Below are 25,755 nucleotides of genomic sequence, written 5' to 3' on the forward strand. Positions count from 1 at the left end.
ACCAAAAAATAACCGCAGAAGCAAAACGCTCCTACGGTTATTATACATCAAATTTTCCGATTATACAAGCATCAGAGCATTGTTCTCGTAATGCGTTTGAGCCTTTTTCCGTGAAAAAGGCACTGACTTTCAAGCGTCGGTTCAAACTTTGTGATGTAGCAACTCATATAGCCCATAATCAGCCAGAACCATACCACCATAAATGATATGTCATAGAGCAATGCCTTTTCAAAGCAGGCAAAAAACAAATATGCGAAAAGAAAAGCAAACAGACAGGGGTAAACATCGTCACGGTATGTTTTTTTCTGAAGAAATAAATGCTGTGCGGAGTGTTTTGCAAACCGAAAACCGAAAATTCCGAAAAGAACAAAACCGATTATGCCTGTTGAAACCAAAATTGTAAGGAAACCGTTGTGCAAATCACTTTTGTGATAGGAATACTCCAAAGCACCGTTTGAATATTCGGCGCTGTAGAGAACGATATTTCCGTTTGAGATTCCGACAATCGGCGACAGCTTAAAAAGATTGATTGATTCAAGCCAAAGCTTCTTTCTTCCGCTGTCAATGTTTTTGTTTTCGTGTGAAAAGGTTATTTTATCCTTTTCAAGCTGTTCTCTCTGTTCGGGAGTCAGGTCTTCCTGCACAAGTTCGCTTTCGGTTTTGCCTAAAAGCAAATCGACAACAGAGGTTGTCTTTGATACAACAACGGAAAAGCCTTCCTGACAAATCGTTCTGAACATTAAGGCAGAGCCTGTAAGGAAAACTCCCACAAGAAACAGCGCTGTAATTTTCAAAATAATTTTTGACGGTGAAAGTCCCGCCTTGTCGGCAAAGAACATATAAACTATATAAACAATTGCATATCCGAGAGCAAGCACAAGCGATGCGTTTGAGTCACACAAAATAAGTGAAAAAATATTTGTTGCAAGACAGGCTACAATCCATATCTTACTGATGCCGGGTTCAGGAATTTTTTCGGCAATCCTGCGCATAAAATGTCCCTTTGAGAGCATATGACAGCAAAAAATCGACACCACTGCTATGAAACCGAGCAGATTCGGATTGACATAACAACCCGTGAATCTGTTTTCGTAAACGGTGAACTTAATCCAGTACCACTCAAATTTTATGCCGAACATAAGGCAGCTTATGCCGATTATGTTCATTACCGTTGTGATGTAAGTGATAAATTTAGCAATGTGATACAGCTCAATTCTGTAATCAAAATCAGGCTCTGTGTGCATTCCGTAAAAAAGGAAGAAACACATTACTGAATGCAGCAGCATAACAAGGCTGTAAAGAATTGTCTGTGAAAAGTTGAGAAGTATTGAAAATACAGTCACGGCAAGGAATGCGCCTATCCATATTCCGAAACGCAGTTTAAAGAATGTGTTGTTCCGCCTTTGGTTGTACACCACAAGGCAGACGCCCCATATAAAGAGAAAAACAAGAAGCACATAAGCAGGAATCTGGAGAAAAGCAATATTGGTAAAAAACAAATCTATAATATAGATTCTCCTGAAAAGCGATGAATCGGAAAAAAATCTTCTTAGCTTTTGTTTAAAATCGGTCATCTGAATACTCCAATCAAAACGAATCAGTTGAAAACCTCTTTAATGGTTTTGAGCATCAGCTTAATGTCAGATCCAAAGCTGAAATTTTTGACATATGAAAGGTTAAACTTCATCTTTTCGGGAAGAATTTTCTCAACATAAACTCTGTCAACATTCATCTCCCCTTTTAACAGCTTTTCCTCATCCTTATACATAATTGATGCAAGAGAGGTTATTCCTGCAGGCATAAGCAGAGTTGCAAAATATTTCGGCTCATACATATCAACATAATGCTGAACCTCAGGTCGGGTTCCGACAATTGACATACTGCCTGAAAGAACATTAAAAATCTGAGGAAGCTCATCAAGACGATACTTGCGGAGAAACCTGCCTATATCGGTGACTCTTGAATCGCAGTCAGTTGTGACAAGTGAGCCGAGTTTGTCAGCTCCTGTTATCATAGTACGAAACTTAAGAATCTTAAATTTCTTTCCATATGTTGTAACTCGTTGCTGCTTATAAAACACGGAACCCTTTGAATCAATTTTAATAATAACGGCAATTACTGCTATTGGTATAATCAGAAACACAAGCAAAATGACAGACGCAAAAATATCAAGAACACGCTTTAAAATAAAACTGCCTTGCTTTTTGCAAAGAATGTCATAGTATTCTTTTACCTCAGCACACTGAAACTGCGGCGGAAGCTTTTGAAATGATTTCATTAAATAAAAAACTCCATTCTGTGTGTTTATTGAGCATATGGAAAACAGACCTATGCGAGAATCGGAGATTATACCGCATTTTTACGCACTAATCCATTATCAAAAGCATTATATATCTTTTAAAATCAATTTTCAAGGCTATTTCTCTTACAAAAAGTTTACAATTTGATAAAAGCATTTTAATACAACGTAAAAACCGACGGTATGCAGCCGTCGGTTTTTAGGTAATTTTATGGAGTAATCAAGCACATAGAAAGGAAGTTGTTAGTAATTTAAAGACAATATATTATTTATCTTGTTTATACTATATCATGCTTTTTGGTGATTGTCAACACTTTTTTTAAAACTTTTTTATTTTTTTAATATCTTTTATTTTCAACCAAAAGTCTTAAATGCCTTGACTAAACGGTCAAAAAAATGTAAAATGGATATGAAAGAAAGCAAAACAAAATTTATAATAAACGGAGGCTATAAAATGGCTAACGAATATACACTGGATCTCATTACCCTTATCGGCGATAACGGTGAAGAGATTGAGTTTGAAATTCTTGACATAATTGAAAATGACGAGGGCAAATTTTATGTGCTCTATCCTTTCTTTGAAAATCCGGAGGACGCGGTAAATGATCCCGGTGAGTATTATATTTTTGAAGTTAGTGAAATTGACGGCGAAGAAGAGCTTGCCGAAATTGAAGATGATGAAAAGCTCGACAGAATTGCCGCTGTTTTTGAAAAGCGTTATAATGAAGAATTTTATGACGAAGACGACTGATAATAGCTTTTTCTGCATATAATAGTATTGCAGGTAAGTGAGTTTAAATTCCTGCCCGATACGCGAATGATTTTAAAATAACCCTACAACATTTAAATCGGGAGCTTCGCTCCTTTGAACCGTGTGCAGACCTCCCGTTTTCTCGGAAGAAGGGAGCCTGAAGTTCAAGGGCTGGCACCCACCTGTCACTCAAGTAGGCAGGTTATTCCAAAAATCATACGGTCGGGCGGGTTTTTTATTGTTATTAAAGCTATATAAAATATCAATAATATATAAACAGGAGAAGTAATAATATGAATATTTCCGTTTTAGGTTGCGGTCGCTGGGGCAGCTGCATTGCCTGGTATCTCGACAAAATCGGTCATAATGTTTTGAGCTGCGGGCTTGCCGACGCTCCCGAGTTCATACAGCTTAAAGAAACATATAAAAACGATTACCTCACATTTCCAAAATCTATAGAGGTATCATCAAACCTTGAGCATGCAATTGAAAGAGCCGAAGTTATTATAATTTCGATTTCATCTCAGTATCTGCGTTCATATTTTGCAGACATTTCAAAATATAATCTTGACGGCAAGACAATTGTCCTCTGCATGAAGGGTGTTGAGGCAACTACGGGCAAAAGGCTCAGCGAGGTTGTCGGTGAGTTTGTTGATGAAAGCAAAACTCCTGTTGCAGTGTGGGTCGGTCCCGGACATCCGCAGGATTATGTAAGGGGAATTCCAAACTGTATGGTTATCGACAGCAATAATCACGAGGTTAAGGAAAAGCTCGTAAATGAATTTACAAGCGACCTTATCAGATTCTACCTTGGAACAGACCTTATCGGCAGTGAAATCGGCGCCGCTGCTAAGAATGTTATCGGCATTGCGGCAGGTATGCTTGACGGTCTTAACTACACCTCTCTTAAAGGTGCGTTGATGGCAAGAGGCACACGGGAAATTGCACGACTCATTAAGGCGCTCGGCGGCAATGAAATGAGTGCTTACGGTCTTTGTCATCTCGGCGACTATGAGGCTACCCTGTTTTCAAAATGGAGTCACAACAGGATGTACGGTGAAAGCTTTGCAAAGGGAGACAGATTTACAAAGCTTGCCGAGGGTGTTATGACATCAAAAGCGTTATACAAGCTCGGTCAGGAATATGGTGTTGACCTTCCGATTGTTGAGTCTGTATACAATGTTTTATTTGACGGTACAGATATTAAAGAGGCGCTCGGTACTCTGTTTATGCGTTCTGTCAAGAAAGAATTTTAATTGGGCAGGTACATAATATGAGTAATACTAAAGCTAAAAACAATTCAAAAAATTCAAAAAAATCTAAGCAGACTGCAAAAACGGTTACATCCGTACAAAAGCAGAGTATGATTGAATATGTAGCGGTGAACATTCTTTGCCTTTTCGTGTTCATAGCATTTGCATACATCGCAATTATGAGCTTTGTGCAGACAAGCGTATTTGATTCGGCAAATTACGGCAGTGAAGTAATTTTGTATCAAACGGATAATATTGCACTTAACATTCTGTTCACTGTTCTGTTTACTGTTTTCATATTTAAAATGAAAAAGCACTATGACTTTTTTACAAAGGTAAATCTGAAATATATGCAAATCTGTCTTGCGGCTTTTGTTATGATTGTGGGACTTGTGTGGATATTCTCGGTAACCTCTGTCCCTGCGGCTGACAGCTACAACATCTATGAAACAGCGTCGCAGGCGGCAAAGGGCAACTATTCGTCATTTCAAAACAACAGCGGTTTTTACAACAGCGACTTTTACAGCGGATATGCCTACTACAACTTTTATCCGTTTCAGCTTGGCTTTGTGTTTATAAGTGAAATTTTTTACAGAATTTTCGGCACAGAAAGCACAATGTCCATTCAGGTGTTCAATGTAATGTGTACGGCGGCGGCTTATCTGGGAATTGCAAACATTACAAAACTGCTTTTCAAAAAGCGTTCGATTGAATTTATTTCAATTCTTTTGCTTGCCGGATGCTTCCAGCCTGTTCTCTTCTGTACCTTCGTTTATGGTAATATTATAGGAATGTGTTTTGCAATTTGGGCATCATACTTCCTCATCAAGTATTTTCAGACAAACAAGTACCTGCTCCTCATTCCGTGTGCTGTACTTCTCGTTATTTCAACACTTGCAAAATACAACAATCTGATTTATCTTGTTGCGTTTGTTATTATGCTGATTATTCACACAATTAAGGCTAAAAAGTGGCAGAGCATTGCGTTTGCACTTGCAATCTGCATTGCTGTTGTCGGAACAAGCAACCTTGTTATTATGAGCTATGAGAACCGTTCGGGCGTTAAGCTTTCAAACGGTGTTACACAGGTTATGTATCTTGATATGGGTATCAACGACTCCTATATGGCTCCCGGTTGGTACAACGGTATTGCACTTGACGATTACAGAAATGCGGGGCTTGATGCCAAAGCAGGAAATGCACAGGCTTGGAGCAATATCAAATCAAGAATGAATTATTTCGGCAAGAACAGTAATTATATGATTGACTTCTTCTCGAAGAAAATCACCAGCCAATGGAACGAAACAACCTACGAAAGCATCTGGGTAAGCAAGGTTAAAAATCATACAAACGAGCTTAATTGGATCGGCAAAGGAATGTACGACGGCAGTATCGGACAGTTCTTTGAACTGTATTTTAACTTATATATGCAAATTCTTTTCATAGCATTTGCGGTGGGAATTTACTTCCTGTTCCTCAACAAAAAGACAAACATAGAAACAGTATTGCTTCCCCTTGTTCTGTTGGGTGCATTCGGTTATCATCTGCTGTTTGAGGGCAAATCACAATATGTGCTTACTTACATAATTCTTATGATTCCTACAGCGTCGTTCGCATTTGAGTGTATTCTCAACGGCAAATATACAAAAATCAAAGAATTTGTCGGAAAGCTTAAAGAAATTCCCGAAAAGAAAGAAAACGAAAAAGCCTGATAAAATGATTGAAGCGGACAGTTAATTATGTCCGCTTTTTCTTTACTCTTTTTTGACAAATGCAATACCCGTGCTGCCCTCTCCTATATGACTGCCGACAACACAACCTACGCTGACGATACCGCCCTCATCAAATACAACTCCTTTTGAAATTATCAGCTTTGAAAAATACAATGCAAGGTTTCTTGAATTGGTGTGCATTATATAAAGCGGATAATTTGAGTCTATTTCGTATTTTTTCAATGACATCAGCATATGATTCATACCGTGGCGCATTCCGATTGTCTTCGCCTCAAAAGCTACACTGCCCGACTCGGCAATACTGATTACAGGCTTTATTCTCCCTGTTGAGCCGAGTAATGCAGCGGCATTTGTATGTCTGCCGCCGCCATACAGATACTTCATATCATCTATGCAGGCATAAACTATAATTCTTTTTCTGAATTTTAAAAGAGAATCCGCAATTTCTTCAGCCGTAAACCCATTGTCACGAAGCCGCAGAGCTTCTTTCACAACAAGTTTTTGTCCGGCTGAGGCAGATTTGCTGTCAACAACATAACAATTTTCATATCCGAGCAAATCTCTTGCAAGAACTGCACTCTGATATGAACCGCTTAATGCAGAGGAAACAGTTATAATAACAACCGAGTCACCGTTATCTCTCGCCTTTTTTAAGACACATTCGTAAACATACGGTGACGGTTGAGAGGTTTTCGGCAAAGTTTTCGACAGCTTTGCAAGCCTGTAAAAGCGTTCCTTTGAATGAAGAAAATCATCCTTATATTCCTTTCCGTCAATAAACACAGCCAGAGGTACCGTTGAAATGCCGAGTCTTTCGCTTTCGGAATGTTCAAAATCAGCGGCTGAATCGGTAATAATTCTGATCATATATGGGTATCACCTCAAAATAATATCTTGTAATATTATTTTCAAATTTACCTTAATTATGCAAAAAAACCGACAGCAAAAACTGTCGGGAGGTTGATTTGCATATTCAATTTCCGAAATTATTTATCCCAATACCGTCAAAACCCATTTCATCCAAAAGGGACTTGTACAATTTTACATCTTCATCCGTGTATGACATACGGTTTTTGATACCCGATTTAAAATTGATATCTCTGTCTACAAAAAGCCTTTTTCCCCACATATGACACCATGAAATCGGTAAAAGGAACGGTGTTTTTTTTACATATGGATACTTATACTGCATTTCGGATTTTGGTGGAAATATAGAGGACACAAGATATGAGAACTTTGATTTGTTATTCTCGGTAATTGTCTTGTGGGAATTTATCATCGTGCCAACATCTACCCTGCCGAGTGTACCGCTGAGCAGAATATATTCTTCGATATCATCAAATTTAAGTTCAGCCTGTGGCTTTGCAAACCAGTTGAACGCAATCTCACGAACACGCTTTTCATACTTTGCAATACCGATCTTTTCAAGCATCACATTAAGATAGTCATAATCAAGCTCAGATTGATGATTTTTCAAGAAAACATAGCTGTCAAGCACCATTCTTGCTCCCATTCCGCCGATTCTGAAATGATTCGAGTTATGAACAAGCATATAAATATAAAAGTCCTCATGGCTCATTTCATATGAATAGCTGTAGCCGTCACGCTTTATTGAACGGTCAAGCTGATTAACAAGCAACGGATAGGATTCCTCGTTTTCATGGACAAGAGTTGCATGCATTTCAATGTTCATCATCGGTTTTTTTTCAAAATGATACTGGTTGTCATCTTCATTCAGAAAAGTGTATCCGAGTTTGGAAAATACTTTTTTGACCGAATCAATCTGCTTTCTGTCAAACAGAATATCAACATCAGACACGGAACGGAAATCGGAACGAGGATATTCCTTTTTCATAAAATAGCCCTTTAAGGGAATATTCTTAATTTTGTTTTCATCAAAAGCCTTGAGAATCTTTTCGGTTTCATATGAGAGATTTCCGTCAATCAGCATTTCAGCCGATAACTCCTGCTTGAATTTTGCATATACTTCGGGGGAAACATATTTTTTGTCAAGCGTCAAAACCGCATTGGCAACAAGAGCTTCCACACTGCAATACTTTGCAAGCATCTTTATCGACTGCCATTTTATCCCCTCGTAAGGAATCGGAGGTGCTGTGCCGTTTACAGACGAAGAAACAAGTTCAAGCAGATATTTGAATTCAATTTTTTCATTATCATTAAGATGTTTCTTCATTTTTATTTCCTTTTTTCGGTTTTAATTTACCAAATGTATTTTTGGTTCTTACAACAATTGAAACTATAACCCGTCTTATGGGCTTTGAATAGAACATAAATTCAAGATAGGCTCTGTACTTCAGCGAATTAACTTTATAAGGCTTGCCTTTTCTGTAAAAAGCCGTTACGACCCCTACTATGTCCTCATCGGTAATGCCCTTTTCAACCTCAAACTGATTATCGCCGCACATCGTGTAACTGCCGTCACCGCCAAAGTTTACAACTCTGTGAAGCACATATGAGCCGTCTTTTCTCCTGTATAAGGGCAAATCAAAAAGATGGAGCCTTCCCTTCGGTTTTGATAAAACTACCGTATCGTCACCGTCACGGAGCATCGGAAGCATACTTGTCCCCCTTGGATTGAATGTGACCGTGCCGCCCGCGTCAAGCTTTTCGGCAATAATCTGCATCACATCATCAAGATTTACATCTTTATTCAAGGACATCAGCCTCTTCCAGCTTTTTGATAAAGGAATCAATATCGGCACTCGCTTTTTGTTCGCTCACTTCATACTCATCAAGCATTGCACTGAGTAAATCAGCCTTTTCGCAATCGTTTTGGAGCTTTTCAAAAAGGAATGCACCTGTTTCGTTAAGGTTAATAATTCCGTTAAAATCAAGCGTCAGCTTATTTACGGGAACTACAACATACGAATCTGCAACCTTTCGCAGAACAAAATCTTCTTTTATCTTCATAAAATCACCTGTTTTCCGTGTGAATTTTTTATCCATATTTAAATTATAATATACCTTTCGACAAAAAGCAAGAAAAAGGATTTGAGCATAAAATTACCGCAGACCTTTTGAGTCTGCGGTAAAATTTATCTATAATATTATAAGCTTACGGGATTAGTACATTCCGCCCATATCAGGTGCTGCGGGAGCTGCCGGAGCTGCAGGCTCTTTGATGTCTGTAACAAGTGATTCTGTTGTAAGAACCATTGCTGCAACAGAGCTTGCGTTCTGGAGAGCTGAACGAGTAACCTTTGTCGGGTCAACGATACCTGCCGAAACCATATCTGTGTATTCCTCTGTAAGAGCGTTGAAGCCATAGCCAACCTTGTTAGCCTTCTTAACATTCTCGCAGATTACGCTGCCCTCAAGACCTGCGTTAGCAACAATCTGACGAAGTGGTTCTTCAAGTGCTTTAAGAACAATCTTAGCACCTGTCTTAGCGTCACCCTCGAGAGTGTCAACGAACTCAGCAACAGCCGGAATAGCGTTCATGCAAGCGATACCGCCGCCTGCTACGATACCCTCTTCAACAGCAGCCTTTGTAGCGGCAAGAGCATCCTCAATACGGAGCTTCTTTTCTTTCATTTCAACTTCTGTTGCAGCACCAACCTTGATAACTGCTACGCCGCCTGCGAGCTTTGCAAGACGCTCCTGAAGCTTTTCACGGTCAAAGTCAGATGTTGTTGTTTCAATCTGCTGTCTGATCTGAGCAACTCTGCCCTTGATAGCTTCTTTATCGCCTGCACCGTCAACAATGATTGTGTTTTCCTTTTCAATCTTAACCTGACGGGCAGTACCGAGCTGGTCAACTGTTGTATCCTTGAGTTCAAGACCGAGGTCGGACGTGATTACAGTACCGCCTGTGAGAGTTGCAATATCCTGAAGCATTTCTTTTCTTCTGTCGCCAAAGCCCGGAGCCTTTACTGCAACACAAGTGAATGTGCCTCTGAGTTTGTTAAGTACGAGAGTTGTAAGAGCCTCGCCCTCAACATCTTCGGCAATGATAAGGAGCTTCTTGCCCATCTGAACAATCTGCTCAAGAAGCGGTAAAATTTCCTGTGTAGTTGAAATCTTCTTGTCTGTAATGAGGATAAGCGGATTGTCAAGCTCTGCAACCATCTTATCTGTATCAGTAACCATATAAGGAGCGATGTAACCTCTGTCGAACATCATACCCTCAACAACCTCACTGTATGTTTCGGCTGTCTTTGACTCCTCAACTGTGATAACACCGTCTGTTGTAACCTTTTCCATAGCCTCTGCAATGAGCTTACCGATAAATTCATCCTGTGATGAAACTGTGGCAACTCTTGCGATATCGTCTGTACCCGATACCTGCTTGCTGTTTTTCTTTACAGCCTCAACTGCAACATTTACAGCGTCTGCAATACCCTTTTTAAGTACCATTGGGTTAGCGCCTGCAGTTACATTCTTCATACCCTCTCTGATAAGAGCCTGAGCAAGAAGTGTAGCTGTTGTAGTGCCGTCGCCTGCGATATCGTTAGTCTTGATAGAAACTTCCTTTACAAGCTGAGCACCCATATTTTCAAAAGGATCTTCAAGCTCAATTTCCTTTGCAATTGTTACACCGTCATTTGTGATGAGCGGAGCACCGAACTTTTTGTCAAGAACAACATTTCTGCCCTTAGGACCGAGTGTGATTTTTACGGTATCTGCGAGCTGGTCGATACCTTTCATTAAAGCCTTTCTTGCCTCTTCGCCGTATGCGATTTGTTTAGCCATTGTAAATTACCTCCGTATATTTAACAGTTAATTATTCAAGAGTTGCGAGTATGTCTGACTGGTTCACGATTGTGTACTCTTCGCCGTCAATCTTTACCTGTGTGCCTGCATATTTGCTTGCGATTACCTTATCGCCAACGCTGACATACATTTTTACTTCCTTGCCGTCAACGACACCGCCGGGGCCAACAGCAACAACGGATGCGAACTGTGGCTTTTCCTGAGCAGCAGATGAAAGAATGATGCCGCTCTTTGTTTTCTCCTCAGCTTCTTCAACTTTTAAAACGACTCTGTCGAGTAATGGTTTGATTGTCATAAATACAGCCTCCTGTAAAAATTTATAAATTGCATTTCAATTGGTTAGCACTCTTGTTTCCTGAGTGCTAATTATATTTTATACCATTTTCAAAAAATGTCAAGAGAAATTTGACTATTTTTGACCTTTATTTTGTGACAGTTTTCTGAAAATTTTTATAATGTGATTTTTATCGGGCATATTACGATATTTAATAATAATTCTCGTTTTATCAAAAAAAATAAGACGAACCGAAAAAGTCCGTCTTAAAAGCTATGTTGTTTAGTTAATCAGTTTGATGATTGCGTATTTGTCTGTTCTTTGCCTTTGCTGACAATGAGAATTACAGTTGAACCGTATTCAAGAGTATCACCCTCAACATGTTCCTTATAGCGGATAACTCTGCCCTCGGCAACCTTGTCACTGTACTCATACTCTGCAGTTGCAAGAAGTCCCTGAGCGGCAATGTCCGACGCTACGGAATCAAGCTTTTCGCCCTCAACCTTTGGGAGAGTTCTCATCTGTGAACCCTTGCTTACGCAGATACTTACTACAACCGAATCTTCCTGCGTAATTTTTGAGCCTGCGGCAGGTGACTGCGACATAATCTTACCCTCTGCATAGTCATCACTGTATTCGTCGTTAAGCGTTCTGTAAATTGTGATATTACTGTTGCCTTCGGCACTCTTTACGGCATCTTCATATGTCATTCCCACATAGTTCGGAATTGTTGCACCTGTCCACTCGGTACTCTGAGTAGAGCTTACGCTTGCGTCGGTATTGTTAGCAAACATTCCGGCAAGAGGGTTCTGCATCAGCCAAAATACGCCTGCGATACCGAGAACAAGGACTGTTACAGCGGCAGCAATAATAATTATTGACGCGTGCGACATACCGTTAGAGGTTTTGCGCTTACGCTCGTTCTTTGAGAGATTCATACTTGCGGTTCTTGAGATTTCATCCTGAATTGCCTTTGCTGTATGGGCAACGGAAAGCTGAGAACGAAGCTCGTCAAAATCTGTGATACGGTTTTCTCTTTCAACCTGCAAGCCGTTTGCAAGAGCCGAAACAACATGCGGTGGGAGCCGCTTTACGGTTGTTGTGCTCATAAGAAGTCTGCTGTCCTTACGGCGCTCAACGGCACTCTTTGGCATATGACCTGTAAGCGCATAGAAAAGCGTTGCACAAAAGCCGTAAATATCGGTAATATCGTCAAGCGGAAAATTGTCATCGTACTGTTCGGGAGCAGCACTTCCCGAGAAAAGCTGTGATTTAAGAGGCGTACCTCTTTTGCGTTCATTTTCAGATGCAAATCCGGAAATCTTAACCTTACCCGTTGCCGTTATATACATATTTTTAGGCGCGATTGCATAGTGACCGACGCCTCTCTTATGAAGAGCTTCAAGAGCGGAAATTACAGGCATAAAAAGCGGTCGTGCAATATCCCACTCAAGATGACCGTTACTGCGTTCAACATACTCTTCAAAAGGAATGAGATCCTCGTTTTCCTCAACAACATAAACCGTGTTGTTCTCTTCAAAAATGTTGTGAACATTCATAAGAGCAGACAATTCACGAAGCTCGGAAAGAATTTTATAATAGTTGAGAAAATCATCTTTGAGCTTATTATAAACCAGACGATTTTCATAGTTAATTTTAACCTCTGCAGTTCCCTCGTCACGGGAAAAAAGTCCGATGGGAAGAAATTCACAGATGATTACGATGTCACCTGTCTGTTTGTCGTGGCTAATATAGCGCGTGCTTTCACCGTTGGTATCAATTCCTGCACCGACAATATAGCGGTTTTGAAGAATAGTTCCGTACGGTAAAAAAGGAGCCTGCTGTTTTTCTGTTGTATCAAATCCGCAGGACGGGCAAATCTTATTGTCACCTATTTCCTGCATGCATCCCATACACAATGACATATTATTACTCAACTCCAAATAAGTTTCAATTTCAAATTTTGTCTAAAAAGAATTATACCATAAAAACATATTTCTTTTCAAGTCTTCAAAGTGTTAATATAATTACAATTTTGTTATTGCAAATCCGAAAAAATAATAATTCTTTGCAAATATTGTTATGACATAAATTGGTGGAGATAACGGGGCTCGAACCCGTGACCTTCTGACTGCCAGTCAGACACTCTCCCAGCTGAGCTATACCCCCATATAATGTTGACATTACACACGGTATGTACAAGATACATTTTAATGCAATATCAAATAACAAAATCAACATTCTTTCAAATTGATTATAAGTATTGCATTTCCGTCATATATATCAATTGTTGCCATATCAGAAGTAAATATATTGGAAACACCCAAAGTAACGCTGCTTGAAATACAGTATTTATCAAGCGGATATTTTGTATCGGAGTAGCTGACGCAAACGCTTGGACAGCCGAAAGGAAACAATGAAAAAGTTTTTCCTTTCATATTTTTATATTCATAATGACCGACAGAAAGAAATTCAATTTTCTCGTTTTCAGAGAGAAGAACACCCTTACTTCCGTGTTCGTGAATATAAGAAAGAACTGCCACATTTGCAAAGCTATGGTCAAATCTTCCTCCCAATGCACCGAGAATCACTATCGTATCAAAATTCTTTTCAAGCGCCAAGCCGACAGAATGCATAGTGTCGGTGTCATCCTTTTCGGGAATAAGACGAACAGTTTTGGTATTCGGGAACAAGACATTTGGCTCTGAATCAAAATCGCCCACAACAAGATTCGGAGTAATCCCTGCCTGTTTTGCAAAATCGCAGCCCCTGTCGGCACATATCACATAATCATCAGGTTTTATGACCTCGGACAAAAAATCCGAATTTGTGTCAGGCGAGCCTGAAATAATCACACAACGCATAATTACTCCTTTATCTGCCATAATTTGATATCTTTAACCTCGTTGTACATCTGGGTATAACTGCGGTGACGGGTTTCTTCAATTTCACCGTCAGAAAGTGCTTCAAGTATTCTGCAACCCTTTTCGCAGGTGTGGGAACATGAAGTAAACATACACTCACCGATGTATTTTTCAAACTCAGGAAAGCAATACTGCAACTGAGTTTTGTCAATCATTTCGTATCTTTGAAGGTCGACCGTTGAAAATCCGGGTGTATCGGCTACAAAACAGCCGTCCAGCTCAAACAGCTCAACAACTCTTGTTGTGTGTCTGCCTCGGCCAAGCTTTTTACTTGTCTGTCCCGTTTCGAGTGAAAGCGATGGAAACAGCCTGTTGAGCAAAGTAGACTTGCCCACACCGCTGTTGCCGATAAATGCCGAAACCTTACCGTGAAGATAGCTTTTAAGCTCTTCCGTTTGAGAAGAAGAATCATCGGAACAAAGAAAAACACGAAAACCTGCGTGTCTGTAAATATCGGCAATCCTGTCACCGTTTTCAAGGTCGTTTTTTGTAACGACAATCACAGGTTCCATATTGTTATTTACTGCCGCCGCAGTCATTTTGTCTATAACAGTAAAATTCGGCAGCGGCTCAACAGTTGAACACACAAGAACGAGAATATCAAGGTTTGCAAGGGCAGGTCTGCGGAGCTTGTTTTTGCGTGGGAGAATTTCTTCTATCGCACAAAAACCGTCATTCGGAACGGAAATCTTCACCTTATCGCCTGCCACGGGAGAGTTTCCGTTTTTGCGAAAACTCCCCCTTGCCTTACATTCGTAATCTGCGTCATCGGCACGAACATAATAGAACCCGCCGATTGACTTCATTAAAATTCCACTTTTAGTATCCATACTTCACCGATTAAAGTTCAGGATCATCCGTAACCGGCTGAACGGTTGTGTCAGGCTCAACATACGGATCTGTGTAATACTGTGTCGTCGGTTCTGTTTCAGGCGGAGCGGTTGTCGGAACAACATAATCATGTGACGCAGTTGTTGTAACCGTTGTAGTTGCAAAATCTACAGAATACTCTCTGTAAGCCTGACCGTCAAGCTGAATTACCACACTTGAGGTGCCTGAACCCTTAAGCTCAAGAGTATAGGTCTTATTATACTTTGGCACAAGCGTTTTTGAATTTTGTGAATCAACAGCACCGTCAACAATTACCGTCATATCAACCGAATCCTCAACATCCGACGGCAGATCGACAAAGATGTTCACCGTGTTTATATCGCCAAGACCTGAGCTTACCGTAAGCGTTATAACAGAGCCTGCGTCAACCTTGCCGTACTGGAGAGGTGTCATACCGAGAACTGTATCCTTTGGTTCTTTACTGTCATCATCGGTTACAGTTTCAACCGTAAGTCCAAGATCAACAAGTGTCTTTTTGGCTTCTGAAAGTGTAAGTCCGTCTACCGAAGGAAGTGTAACCTTATCTGTTCGCTTACCGCCGGCTACATACACATAAACGGTAGAACCGATTGTAGTCTTAACTCCTGCCTTTGGGAAGCTTTCAATCGTGTAGCCCTTGGGAGTTTTGGTGTTTTCAACATATATAATTTCCGGAATCAGGTTTTTATCCTTAAGAGCCTGAGTCGCTTCACTTTCGCTGTAGTTTGTTATGAAAGGAACAGAAACCTCTGTATCCTTACCGTTTACAGTGACCGTGATAGTCGAGCCGGACTTTACTTTCATGGAACCGCCTTTTGGCTCCTGATCGAGAATAACACCCATTTCTTTGGATTCATCGTATTCGCTTTTTACCTCGAACTGGAAATCATTCGGATTATTTTCTTTTACAGAAACAAAGGCTTTGCCGACATAGTCCGGAACTTCAACATCCTTTGCCTGAGAGGTTGAACAGCCTCTCAGCATTGCAAGTGCAAAGAAAATTGCGCAAACCGCTACAGCGGCAATTACAATACCTTTAATTGCGTAGTATGACGGCTTGTGTTCCTTAACAAAATCCTCGTCAGCAAACTTATCTTCCTTAACAACAACATTATCTTCCGGCATATCAACAACCTTTGTTGCATCACCTGCAACCTTTTTGTCTACACCGCTGTCACGCAATGAATGAACAAACTTTGTAGGCTGGTCATCAACGAATGATTTATTACCGTAGTCAAACACAATTGAGGGATTAAGTCTGAATCTTTCAATATCTGAAAGCATCTCGGCGGCAGAGGTGTAACGATTTGACGGAAGCTTTTCCATGGCCTTCATTGTAATCTGTTCAAGACCGATTGGAATACCCGGGTTAATCTCACGGGGACGCTTTGGTGTTGACTGCAACTGCATAAGTGCAATTGTTACGGCACTGTCGCCATCAAACGGAAGCTTGCCTGTGAGCATCTCATAGAGCATTACACCGACAGAGTAAATATCCGTCTTGCCGTCTGTTGCATTTCCTCTTGCCTGTTCGGGTGCAATGTAATGAACAGAACCGATTGCCTGCTCGGTCATTGTGCGTGTTGATTTATCTGAAAATCTCGCAATGCCAAAGTCAGTAACCTTGATTGTACCGTCCTGCAAAAGCATAATATTCTGCGGCTTGATGTCACGGTGCACAATTCCGCACTCATGAGCATGCTGCAAAGCCTTTAAAATCTGTGTTGTAAGGTGAATTACATCCTTCCACTCAATTATGCCCTGCTGATCAATATATTCCTTGAGTGTAATGCCGTCGATGTATTCCATTACAATATACTGAATCATATCGCCAAAGCTTACATCATACACCTTTACAATATTCGGATGTGAAAGCATCGCAATGGCCTTTGATTCGTTTTTAAAGCGGCGGATAAACTCCTCGTTATTAAGATATTCGTCCTTAAGAATCTTTACGGCAACTTCACGGTCATCTACAGTATCGGTACAACGGTAAACATTTGCCATACCGCCGACACCGATAAGCTCATGGATTTCATATCTTCCGTCAAGTCTTTTGCCCAAATATTTGTCCAAAACAGTCAACTCCTATCCTTAGTAAATCACGGTAACTGTAATGTTATCAGAACCGCCACCGTCTTTGGCCTTGTCAACAAGCTTTGTGATAAGACCCTCACCACGGTTTTCATGACATATTTTTACCATATCTCCTGTTGTGACGCAATTGGAAAGTCCGTCGGTACAAATGAGAAGGACATCACCGTAAATAAAGTTGGCTTCAATATAGTCAAGACGCACCGACGGCTTGATGCCGAGCGCTCTTGTTATAAAGTTCTTGTTAGGATGATTTTGTGCCTGCTCATATGTAAGCTCGCCTCTGCGAACCATTTCCTGAACAACGGAATGATCCTCTGTAAGCTGTTTGATTTTGCCGCCTCTGATTGCGTATGTGCGGCTGTCACCGACATGAACAACATGAACGGTCGTATCCTTTACAAAGACAAATTCGCAGGTTGTTCCCATACCCGTGAGCTCCGGGTCTTTCATTGACATTTCAAAAACCTTCATATTGGCATTGACAACAATTTCTGCCATAAGCTCGCCAATCTGCTCTTTGGTCATATCGTCTTTGTACAAATCGGTAATTTTGGTGCTGATATACTCAACGGCTGTTGCACTGGCAATATTACCGCCGTTTGCACCGCCCATTCCGTCGCACACAACTGCCCAGACACAGCTGGGAGAAATAACTCCGAAGCGACAGTCATCCTGATTCTGATTACGAACAAGTCCTATATCACTTTTGCTGAATACTTCCAAGTTATTTACCTCCTTCTTCAATATGCTTTCTTTTGAGCTGACCGCACGATGCGTTTATGTCGCTTCCGAGTGTTCTGCGCACGGTTGCTCCGATATTTTTGGCAGCAAGAATCTTTATGAATGCCTGCTGTCTTTTAATATTGCTTTTTAAGTAGCCTGTTCCCTCAACTGTGTTGACGGGAATCAAATTAACATGGCTTTGTGTACCCTCAAGTCGTTTTGCAAGCTCTCTTGCGTTTTCATCACTGTCATTAACTCCGCTTATCATAGAGTATTCAAATGTAACTCTGCGGCCCGTTGTTTTGAAATAATCCGAACAAGCCTTTAATAATTCTTCAATAGAATACTTTCTTGCAATGGGCATTGTTCGCTGTCTTATCTCATCGTTCGGCGCGTGTAATGAAACGGAAAGCGTTATTCCGAGATGAAGTTTTGCAAGTTCATAAATTTTTGGAACTATACCGCAGGTTGAGAGCGTTATATGCCGCATTCCTATGTTAAGACCGTTGTCGGACGAAACCAGTCGAAGAAATTTTACAACATTGTCAAAATTATCAAGCGGCTCACCCATTCCCATAAGAACAATGTTAGAAATTCTTATGTTAAGATCACGCTGTGCCGTTTCAATCTGTCCGAGCATTTCTGACGGTGCAAGGCTTCGTGAAAAACCGCTTTTGCCTGTTGCACAAAATGTGCAGCCCATTTTGCACCCAACCTGTGTTGAGATACAAATTGAATATCCGTGCTTGTAACTCATTACAACAGACTCTACGCATTCGCCGTCATTAAACGAAAAAAGGTACTTGACTGTTTTATCATACCTTGAAACAAGTTTTTTTTCAATATTTGCAACAGAAATGTAACAACTTGATTTTAAAAAAGTCTTTAAATCAGCGGAAATGTTACGCATATCGTCAAAATCGGTCACATTTTTGTACAACCAATCATAAATCTGCTTTGCTCTGAACTTTGGAAACCCGTTTTCTGTAACAAAATCAGTCAGCTCATCAAGCGTCATTGACTTGATATCCGTTAAATTATTCAATTTGACGCCTTCTTTCCGAATAAGCTGATGTAAAATCCGTCTGTTCCGCAGGTGTGCGGCATAAGTGTTATTTCGTATGGTTCTTCATCAAATGCACGGGTAATTCCGTTTGGAAGTTTTAACGGTACTCCGTAAAAATCGGGATGTTCCTTAAGAAAACGCTTTGTGTTTTTATTGTTTTCTTCAGGATTCAATGTACAGGTAGAATAGATAAGCTTACCGCCTACTGCAAGATTTTTCGCACTTGCACAGAGAATCCCGTACTGCAAATCGGGCAAATCGTTGGATATAAGGTCGTCCTTGTATCTGATTTCAGGCTTTCTTGACATAATTCCAAGACCGCTGCAAGGAACATCGCATAGAATCCTGTCTGCCACAGGAAGTGCCGTGTCATTGGTTAAAGCATCACGCAGAAGCGTTGAAATGCAAGTGATGCCGAGTCTTTTAGCACCTGCTGAAATCAGTTTCGATTTATGGTCGAACATATCACAGGAGAAAATTCTGCCGCGATTGTTCATATACTGAGCAGCCGTAAATGATTTTCCACCGGGTGCGGAACACACATCAAGCATAATATTGCGAGGCTTTGCGTCAAGAAAATTCACACAAAGCTGGCTTGACGCATCCTGAATATGAAAAAGTCCCGACTTGTACGCTCTGAGTCTTTCGACCGAGCCTGTATTTTCAAGATAGAGTGCGTTGTCGATAAACGGGATTTTTTCCGCAACAACGCCCTCATCGGATAATTTCTTAATTAATGTGTCTGCATCTGTTCTGAGGGTATTAACACGACAACAGATTTTGGCTCTGCCGTTAAGAGATGCCAAAAGCTGTTCGGCGTTATTTTCTCCGTAAGAATTAACCCACAATTTAACGATACTTTCGGGAACGGAATATTTTACCGAAAGATATCGAACCCTGTCCTTTTCATCGGGTAATGTATATTTAACCTCTGCCCTTGTGATATTGCGAAGGATTCCGTTTATGAAGCCCGAAGACTTTTGAAGCTTGTGCTTTTTGGCAAGATTAACGCTTTCGTTGACTGCCGCACTGTCGGGAACTTTGTCCATAAACAAAAGCTGAAGTATTCCAAGGCGGAGAATATTTTTCGTTTTTGTTTCAATTTTCCTTAACGGAATTTTAGAATAGGCTCTGATAATATAATCAAGCGTGATTCTTCTTTCCAGAACACCGTAAACGAGTGCTGACACAAAAGAGCTGTCAACACCCGAAAGACGGTTTTCCTTTATGGCATTATTCAAAGCAATATTTGAATATGCTCCCTCATTTTCAATTTTAAGCAGCACATTCAGTGCAATATTGCGTGTATTTGCCATTTTAATCTCCAAAATAAATTATCTTCTGCGATTGTTCGCAATTACAATCAATCTTAAAAGCTGCATAATTGCAGTAAGAGCCGCTGCAACATATGTCATTGCGGCTGCCTGAAGCACTCTCTTTGCTCCTGTGTATTCTTCACCGTAAAGAAGATCGCCGTTTCTGATTGTTTCAAGTGCTCTTTTTGACGCATTGAACTCTACGGGAAGTGTTGCGATTGTAAAGAGTACGGAAAGCGCAAACAGGATTATACCTATATAAAGAAATACAAACCCTACTCTCTGTGTAAAACAAAGACCGACTATAATAAAAATCCAACTGAGGCTTGAACCGAGTCTTGCAACAGGAAGAATAAACGAACGGATTCTGTTAGGCAGATAATTTTCTGCGTGCTGAACCGCATGACCTGCCTCATGACAGGCAACGCCTACAGCCGCAACGGAGGTGCTGTTAAAAACCGTGTCGGAAAGTCTGATTACATTTGTTCTCGGGTCAAAATGGTCTGTCATACTGCCTGCAACATGCTCAATTCTGACGCCTGTTACACCGTGCTGACGAAGAACATATTCAGCCGCCTGAGCGCCTGTCATATTTCTTGAATTTCTTATCTGTGAATATTTGGAAAAAGTTGTTTTAACTTTGACCTGACAAATCAGCGTTATTATGATACAAGGAACAATAAACACAAGATAGGTCATATCAAATCCGTAAAAGAAGCCCATAAATCAAACACCTTTCTGTCTGCATATTGCAGACGGGAATTTTTAACCGATTACATCGCCGACAGAAAGCCTGTGGCCGGCAAGAAATGCCTCGGCGGTCATTTTCTTTTTGCCCTCAGGCTGAATTTCACAAAGCTCAACCGACTTTTCACCGCAGGCAACAATCAGCGGTTTTGTGCTGATTACAGTTCCCGCTTTTCCGCTCTTTTCACAGAGCAAAGAAGAATGAACCTTTATCTTTTTACCGTTAATTTCGGTTGTGGCAATCGGCCACGGATTAAGTCCTCTGATTTTATTATGCACCTCAAAGGCCGGTTTTGCAAAATCAATAGGACAAAGTGATTTGTCAATTTTTGAAGTGTGCGTTGCAAGGCTTTCATCCTGCTTAATCGGAGTGATTTCGCCCTTTTCAAGACCAGAAAGCGTGTCAAGAATAAGCTCTCCGCCCATAAGAGAAAGACGGTCATAAAGCTCTCCCGAGGTTTCGTTCACACCGATTTCCGTTTTAACGACCTTCAGAATATCGCCCGTGTCAAGTCCGACATCCATTTGCATAGCAGTTACACCGGTTTCCCTGTCACCGTTTAATACGCTCTGCTGAATAGGAGATGCACCTCTGTATTTAGGCAAAAGCGAGCCGTGAAGATTGATGCAGCCGTACTTTGCAGAGTCAAGAACCGACTTGGGAAGAATTTTTCCGTAAGCCGCAACAACAATGACATCGGGATTATATTTATTGATAATTTCAAGAGGTTTGCCGTCCTTAAAGGTTTCGGGCTGATACACGGGAATGTTCAGCTTTTCTGCGCACACCTTGACATCGGGAGGAGTCATTATCATCTTTCTTCCCCTCGGCTTGTCGGGTTGTGTAAACACGGCACAAACCTTATGCTCCGAATTTGCAAGAGCCTTGAGTGCAGGTACGGCAAAATCCGGAGTACCCATATAAATTATTTTCATATCTTCACCTGTTTATCAGCTATTCATTTCTTCAATTTCGGCAGGAGTCAACATTCTTGTTGCAACCTGAGTAAAGAGAATTCCCTCAAGATGGTCGAGTTCGTGACAAAAAGCCTTTGCAAGCAAATCCTTGCCGTCAATAACAAATTCGTCACCGTGTCTGTCCTGAGCCTTAACCTTTACATAATCGGGCCTTACTGTGTAACCCCACTTGCCGGGGATTGAAAGACAGCCTTCAAGAGTTTCCTGCTTGCCGCTGTAAGCGATAATTTTCGGATTTACAAGTTCAATCGGACCTTCGCCGACATCAATAACTACAACTCTTCTTAAAATTCCGACCTGAGGAGCGGCAAGTCCCACTCCCTCAGCCTTGTGCAAGGTTTCGATCATATCGTCAATAAGTTCCGCAAGGCGGTCATCAAACTTTACGACAGGTCTGCATTTTTTGGTGAGAACGCTGTCGCCCTCTTTTACAATTTGTCTTAAAGCCATAAATTATATTCCTTTCACTAACAGGTCAGAGCGTTCATATCCGCATATGTGCTGACCCTTCCAAATTCCTTGTTCTTTGCAAATTCTATCATAACCGCTGAGAGAAGTGTTCTGAAATCACGGTTATTCTTACATTTTATTATAAGTTTATATCTGAATTTATTGCTCACCTTAACAACGCTTGCAGGTGACGGACCGAGTATTCTCAAAGGAATGGCAGGATATTCGCTTTTTGCGTGACTGACAAAGCATTGCAAAAAGCTGTTGGCGGCTTTCATTGTAAGCTGCTGTTTTTCCCCCGAAAAGCCGATTACGCAAATATCTGCAAAAGGCGGATAAAGCATTGCTTTTCTGACCTGAATTTCGGTGCTGTAAAAGGCAAGATAATCCTGCCTTGCCGCCATAGAGATTATGAGGTTGTCGGGAGTGTAGGATTGAATAACAGCCATACCCTTTGACGCCCCTCTGCCGCTTCTGCCGACTACCTGAGTTAAAAGAGAAAATGTTCTTTCGTAGCTTCTGTAATCATCGGCATACAGCATATAGTCAGTGTTGAGAACACCCACAAGCGTCACATTGGGAAAATTGAGTCCCTTTGCAACCATTTGTGTTCCCACAAGAATATCGTACTTACCGTCTGCAAATGCCGTTATCATCCTTTCATAGGATGATTTTGAAGATGTTGCGTCGGTATCCATACGCAAAATCCTTGCATCGGGAAAAAGCTCTGAAATTTCACTTTCAGCCTTTTGAGTGCCTGTTCCTCCAAATCTTAAAGATTTGCTGTGACAGGACGGACATTCATCCGTGTAAGGTGCGGAATATCCGCAGTAGTGACACATCAATCTGCGGTTTGCGCTGTGATATGTGAGCGATATTGAACAGTTGGGACACACAACAGGTTCGCCGCACATTCGGCAGGTTACAAATGTATTGTGCCCTCTTCTGTTTAAAAGCAGAATTGACTGCTTGTTATTTTCAAGATTATAGTGCAGATTTTCAAGCAGGGTTTCGGAAAATCCCGTTACATTGCCGTTTTGCTGTTCAACATTCATGTCTGCGACAACAACCTTCGGCAAAACCGCATCGCCGTACCTCTCGGTGAGCGTGTTAAGCGAATATCTTCCGTTTTCTGCGTAGTAATATGATTCAACCGACGGGGTTGCCGAGCTTAGAACAAGCAGGGCATTATCATAGCTGCATCTGAATTTTGCGATTTCTCTTGCGTGATATCTGGGGGAGCTTTCCGACTTATAGCTGTACTCCTGTTCCTCGTCCATTATGATAAGACCGACTTTTTCAAACGGAGCAAACACGGCACTTCGTGTTCCTATAACGATTTTTGCAAGACCTTTTTTAACGCGTTTATATTCGTCAAGCCTTTCACCGAGTGAAAGTGCGCTGTGAAATACGGCAATCTGCTCGCCGAAACGCTTTGAAAAGGTTGAAACAAACTGCGGTGTAAGCGAAATTTCAGGCACCATAACGATGATTCCCTTGTTATCGTTTATTACACGCTCAATCAGTTTCATAAAAACGCTTGTTTTTCCCGAACCTGTAACACCGAACAAAAGGCTTGTATGCGGTTTTGAATCGGCATATTCTGCATAGAGATTATCGCAGGCTGTCTGCTGTTGTTCTGACAATGCAACAGGGGCAAGGCTTTCATCCTTTGTTCTGTCCTCAATGCGGAACACTTCTTCGTCATAATAGTAGATAAGACCTTTTTTATAAAGTGCGTCCGTAACGCCCGTTGTAACACCCGTGAAGTAACAAACCTCTTTAACGGAAGTTCCGCCTGTCATTTTGATAAGGTCGAGAACGGCTTTCTGCTTTTCGGTAAGCTTGATATTGTCGCTGTCGGCAAGTTCCGTAGGCGCAGCCATTTTCATAACCGCATCCGAAACCTTTCTGAAAGCCTCATCGGATTTGTAAAGATAGCCAGACTTTACCATATCTTCAAGAATAACCGTGTTATCTAATCCGAAATCGTCAAGAATTTTATCGGACTTTACGGCTTTTCTTTTTGAATGAAGGTAAGCAAAAATTCTTTGCTGTTCTTCGGAAAGCTCTTCTTCATCTACACCCTCACGAACACCATAAAGCGTTGTGATTTTGTAATTTATACCCGCAGGAAGCATTGTTTTTACCGCATCATAATAGGTACAGAAATAATGCTCTTTCATAAACTCGGCAAGCTTCAAAAGCTCCTCTGACAAGACAGGCTCGTCATCAAGAACAGAACAAACGCTTTTGAGCTTTTCAGCCGAAATGTCATCGCTAACGGCGGAAAGCTCAAAAATCACTCCCTGTTTCTTTTTGTTGCCTCTTCCGAACGGAACGAGAACCCTTTTGCCGACCTGAACCAAATCGGTAAAGGCAGACGGTACAAGGTAGTCAAATAATTTGTCGAAAACATATGTTGTGTTTTCAACGGCAACTTTGACCGTTAAATCAGAGTTCATCTTCGTCAGGCTCAAGAATGTTGATTTCATGACCTTCGATTTCCTTGATTGCGATAAGAACAGGCTTATCCTCTGTTACAATCTGTTCCTCTTCAAAAGTCTGAGTAATTTCTCTTGCTCTTTTTGCAACACCTACAACAAGTGCGTACTTACTCTGCTTACCCTGTAATAATGAATCCACATCAACTTTATGCATAATAATTCTCCTCTTAAAATATTTTATGTTAATTTTCTTTGTATATTATTTAATAAGGTTTTCATCCTCTTTATGAAGAATATCGAGGACCTCATTTATTGCTGTTTCAAGGTCGCCGTTTACCACATTGTACTTATATCTGTCCTTGTAGCTAATTTCCTCAGCAGCCTGTGCAAGCCTTTTCCGAATAGTTTCTTCATCCTCTGTACCTCTTCTGCGAAGCCGTCTTTCAAGCGACTCCATTGAAGGCGGAAGAATGAAAATACTAAGAATGTCGGGATATTTGTCAAGAATCTGAAGTCCGCCCTTGACCTCAATCTCAAGCAGAACATCATAACCCTGATTGAGCATATCTTCAACCTGCTTTTTAGGAGTGCCGTAGAGATTACCGCAAAACTCAGCGTGTTCAAGATAACCGTCTTTTTTCAGAACATCGTTGAACTGTTCTCTTGTCAAAAAGTTATAATGAACCCCGTCAATCTCTCCCTCTCTCGGTTCTCTTGTTGTGTTTGAAACCGAAAGACGGATATTTTTGTCACGGTCAAGAAGTTCCTTGATTATTGTACCCTTGCCTACACCCGATGAACCGGTAAACAAAATAAGATTTCCTTTTCTGTTAATGCTCATCCTTGTTTTCCTCACTTTCGTCCGTTCTGTTCTGAATTGCCTCACATGAAATTGCCGAGAGAATAACATGATTATTCTCGGCAACAATCACCGATTTGCATTTTCGTCCGCAGGTTGCGTCAATAAGCAGACTGTTCTGTTTTGCGTCCTGAACAATTCGCTTTACGGGAGCAGAGTCCGGAGCAACTACTGCAACAATCTTGTCAGAGCTGACAAGATTACCAAAACCGATATTAATAAGCTTCATCTGTT

The 25,755-nt window shown here is 41.0% G+C and carries 25 protein-coding genes, 1 tRNA gene and 1 other RNA gene; 4 read left to right on the forward strand and 23 right to left on the reverse strand.

Annotated elements, in window-relative coordinates; all coding sequences use genetic code 11:
* Nucleotides 1–71: 71 nt before the first annotated feature.
* Nucleotides 72–1,574 (reverse strand): O-antigen ligase family protein, encoded by a 1,503-nt coding sequence (locus QDI94_RS03645; RefSeq protein WP_101029246.1) that lies wholly within the window; start codon nucleotides 1,572–1,574, stop codon nucleotides 72–74.
* Nucleotides 1,575–1,597: 23 nt separating this feature from the next.
* The gene (locus tag QDI94_RS03650; RefSeq protein ID WP_278867225.1) at nucleotides 1,598–2,278 is read right to left on the reverse strand and encodes a sugar transferase; all 681 of its coding nucleotides are present in this window, start codon (nucleotides 2,276–2,278) and stop codon (nucleotides 1,598–1,600) included.
* A gap of 475 nt (nucleotides 2,279–2,753) precedes the next feature.
* Here QDI94_RS03650 and QDI94_RS03655 point away from each other — a divergent pair, with 475 nt between their 5' ends.
* From QDI94_RS03655 to QDI94_RS03670, 4 genes are all read left to right on the forward strand, one after another.
* Nucleotides 2,754–3,050, forward strand: coding sequence for a DUF1292 domain-containing protein (locus tag QDI94_RS03655; protein WP_278867228.1), 297 nt, complete (start codon nucleotides 2,754–2,756; stop codon nucleotides 3,048–3,050).
* 45 nt (nucleotides 3,051–3,095) lie between these two features.
* Nucleotides 3,096–3,287: non-coding RNA, 6S RNA (gene ssrS, locus QDI94_RS03660), on the forward strand.
* Between the two features lie 56 nt (nucleotides 3,288–3,343).
* The gene (locus tag QDI94_RS03665; protein WP_278867231.1) at nucleotides 3,344–4,306 is read left to right on the forward strand and encodes an NAD(P)H-dependent glycerol-3-phosphate dehydrogenase; all 963 of its coding nucleotides are present in this window, start codon (nucleotides 3,344–3,346) and stop codon (nucleotides 4,304–4,306) included.
* Between the two features lie 17 nt (nucleotides 4,307–4,323).
* Nucleotides 4,324–6,015, forward strand: coding sequence for an ArnT family glycosyltransferase (locus QDI94_RS03670; RefSeq protein ID WP_278867234.1), 1,692 nt, complete (start codon nucleotides 4,324–4,326; stop codon nucleotides 6,013–6,015).
* A 42-nt stretch (nucleotides 6,016–6,057) separates the two neighbouring features.
* Here the strand turns inward: QDI94_RS03670 and QDI94_RS03675 are convergent, their stop codons facing one another.
* The 21 genes from QDI94_RS03675 to QDI94_RS03775 all read right to left on the reverse strand — a co-directional run bounded on the left by QDI94_RS03675 (nucleotide 6,058) and on the right by QDI94_RS03775 (nucleotide 25,750).
* Entirely contained in the window at nucleotides 6,058–6,903 is an 846-nt protein-coding gene (locus QDI94_RS03675) for a DegV family protein (RefSeq protein ID WP_278867237.1), read from the reverse strand.
* Between the two features lie 106 nt (nucleotides 6,904–7,009).
* The gene (locus QDI94_RS03680; RefSeq protein WP_278867240.1) at nucleotides 7,010–8,230 is read right to left on the reverse strand and encodes a nucleotidyltransferase domain-containing protein; all 1,221 of its coding nucleotides are present in this window, start codon (nucleotides 8,228–8,230) and stop codon (nucleotides 7,010–7,012) included.
* Nucleotides 8,214–8,711 (reverse strand): S24/S26 family peptidase, encoded by a 498-nt coding sequence (locus QDI94_RS03685; RefSeq protein WP_101029253.1) that lies wholly within the window; start codon nucleotides 8,709–8,711, stop codon nucleotides 8,214–8,216. Before QDI94_RS03685 ends, QDI94_RS03680 begins: the two co-directional genes overlap by 17 nt.
* Nucleotides 8,704–8,967: a PqqD family protein gene (locus QDI94_RS03690; RefSeq protein WP_278867243.1), complete on the reverse strand. Its 264-nt coding sequence runs from the start codon at nucleotides 8,965–8,967 to the stop codon at nucleotides 8,704–8,706. Before QDI94_RS03690 ends, QDI94_RS03685 begins: the two co-directional genes overlap by 8 nt.
* Nucleotides 8,968–9,120: 153 nt before the next feature.
* Nucleotides 9,121–10,749, reverse strand: coding sequence for a chaperonin GroEL (gene groL, locus QDI94_RS03695; protein ID WP_176790800.1), 1,629 nt, complete (start codon nucleotides 10,747–10,749; stop codon nucleotides 9,121–9,123).
* 31 nt (nucleotides 10,750–10,780) lie between these two features.
* Nucleotides 10,781–11,065, reverse strand: coding sequence for a co-chaperone GroES (locus tag QDI94_RS03700; RefSeq protein ID WP_015523751.1), 285 nt, complete (start codon nucleotides 11,063–11,065; stop codon nucleotides 10,781–10,783).
* Nucleotides 11,066–11,334: 269 nt separating this feature from the next.
* A complete protein-coding gene (locus tag QDI94_RS03705; protein ID WP_278419818.1) occupies nucleotides 11,335–12,948 on the reverse strand; it encodes a PASTA domain-containing protein in 1,614 nt (537 codons plus the stop codon).
* Nucleotides 12,949–13,137: 189 nt separating this feature from the next.
* A tRNA-Ala gene (locus tag QDI94_RS03710) sits at nucleotides 13,138–13,213 on the reverse strand.
* A 65-nt stretch (nucleotides 13,214–13,278) separates the two neighbouring features.
* Entirely contained in the window at nucleotides 13,279–13,929 is a 651-nt protein-coding gene (locus QDI94_RS03715; protein WP_278867247.1) for a thiamine diphosphokinase, read from the reverse strand.
* Nucleotides 13,911–14,798: a ribosome small subunit-dependent GTPase A gene (gene rsgA, locus QDI94_RS03720; protein WP_278474671.1), complete on the reverse strand. Its 888-nt coding sequence runs from the start codon at nucleotides 14,796–14,798 to the stop codon at nucleotides 13,911–13,913. Before rsgA ends, QDI94_RS03715 begins: the two co-directional genes overlap by 19 nt.
* A gap of 10 nt (nucleotides 14,799–14,808) precedes the next feature.
* Nucleotides 14,809–16,914, reverse strand: a complete 2,106-nt coding sequence (gene pknB, locus QDI94_RS03725) for a Stk1 family PASTA domain-containing Ser/Thr kinase (protein WP_101029258.1) — start codon at nucleotides 16,912–16,914, stop codon at nucleotides 14,809–14,811.
* Nucleotides 16,915–16,932: 18 nt separating this feature from the next.
* Complete coding sequence (locus tag QDI94_RS03730; protein ID WP_169923281.1) at nucleotides 16,933–17,658, reverse strand: Stp1/IreP family PP2C-type Ser/Thr phosphatase; 726 nt, start codon at nucleotides 17,656–17,658, stop codon at nucleotides 16,933–16,935.
* A gap of 1 nt (nucleotide 17,659) precedes the next feature.
* Entirely contained in the window at nucleotides 17,660–18,703 is a 1,044-nt protein-coding gene (gene rlmN, locus QDI94_RS03735) for a 23S rRNA (adenine(2503)-C(2))-methyltransferase RlmN (protein ID WP_187128355.1), read from the reverse strand.
* Entirely contained in the window at nucleotides 18,700–20,040 is a 1,341-nt protein-coding gene (gene rsmB / locus QDI94_RS03740; protein ID WP_278867253.1) for a 16S rRNA (cytosine(967)-C(5))-methyltransferase RsmB, read from the reverse strand. Before rsmB ends, rlmN begins: the two co-directional genes overlap by 4 nt.
* A gap of 18 nt (nucleotides 20,041–20,058) precedes the next feature.
* A complete protein-coding gene (locus QDI94_RS03745) occupies nucleotides 20,059–20,763 on the reverse strand; it encodes a zinc metallopeptidase (protein ID WP_278867256.1) in 705 nt (234 codons plus the stop codon).
* 42 nt (nucleotides 20,764–20,805) lie between these two features.
* The gene (fmt, locus tag QDI94_RS03750) at nucleotides 20,806–21,723 is read right to left on the reverse strand and encodes a methionyl-tRNA formyltransferase (protein ID WP_278867258.1); all 918 of its coding nucleotides are present in this window, start codon (nucleotides 21,721–21,723) and stop codon (nucleotides 20,806–20,808) included.
* Between the two features lie 15 nt (nucleotides 21,724–21,738).
* Nucleotides 21,739–22,215 (reverse strand): peptide deformylase, encoded by a 477-nt coding sequence (gene def, locus QDI94_RS03755; protein WP_101029262.1) that lies wholly within the window; start codon nucleotides 22,213–22,215, stop codon nucleotides 21,739–21,741.
* A 17-nt stretch (nucleotides 22,216–22,232) separates the two neighbouring features.
* Complete coding sequence (priA, locus tag QDI94_RS03760) at nucleotides 22,233–24,710, reverse strand: primosomal protein N' (protein ID WP_278867261.1); 2,478 nt, start codon at nucleotides 24,708–24,710, stop codon at nucleotides 22,233–22,235.
* Nucleotides 24,670–24,876 (reverse strand): DNA-directed RNA polymerase subunit omega, encoded by a 207-nt coding sequence (gene rpoZ / locus QDI94_RS03765; protein ID WP_015523742.1) that lies wholly within the window; start codon nucleotides 24,874–24,876, stop codon nucleotides 24,670–24,672. Before rpoZ ends, priA begins: the two co-directional genes overlap by 41 nt.
* A 45-nt stretch (nucleotides 24,877–24,921) precedes the next feature.
* Nucleotides 24,922–25,503: a guanylate kinase gene (gene gmk / locus QDI94_RS03770; protein ID WP_015523741.1), complete on the reverse strand. Its 582-nt coding sequence runs from the start codon at nucleotides 25,501–25,503 to the stop codon at nucleotides 24,922–24,924.
* Nucleotides 25,493–25,750 (reverse strand): DUF370 domain-containing protein, encoded by a 258-nt coding sequence (locus QDI94_RS03775; protein WP_101029264.1) that lies wholly within the window; start codon nucleotides 25,748–25,750, stop codon nucleotides 25,493–25,495. The genes gmk and QDI94_RS03775 overlap by 11 nt, the downstream gene beginning before the upstream one ends.
* Nucleotides 25,751–25,755: the final 5 nt, after the last annotated feature.

It is taken from the genome of Ruminococcus bromii (genome assembly GCF_928721825.1).
GTDB classification, from domain to species: domain Bacteria; phylum Bacillota; class Clostridia; order Oscillospirales; family Acutalibacteraceae; genus Ruminococcoides; species Ruminococcoides bromii.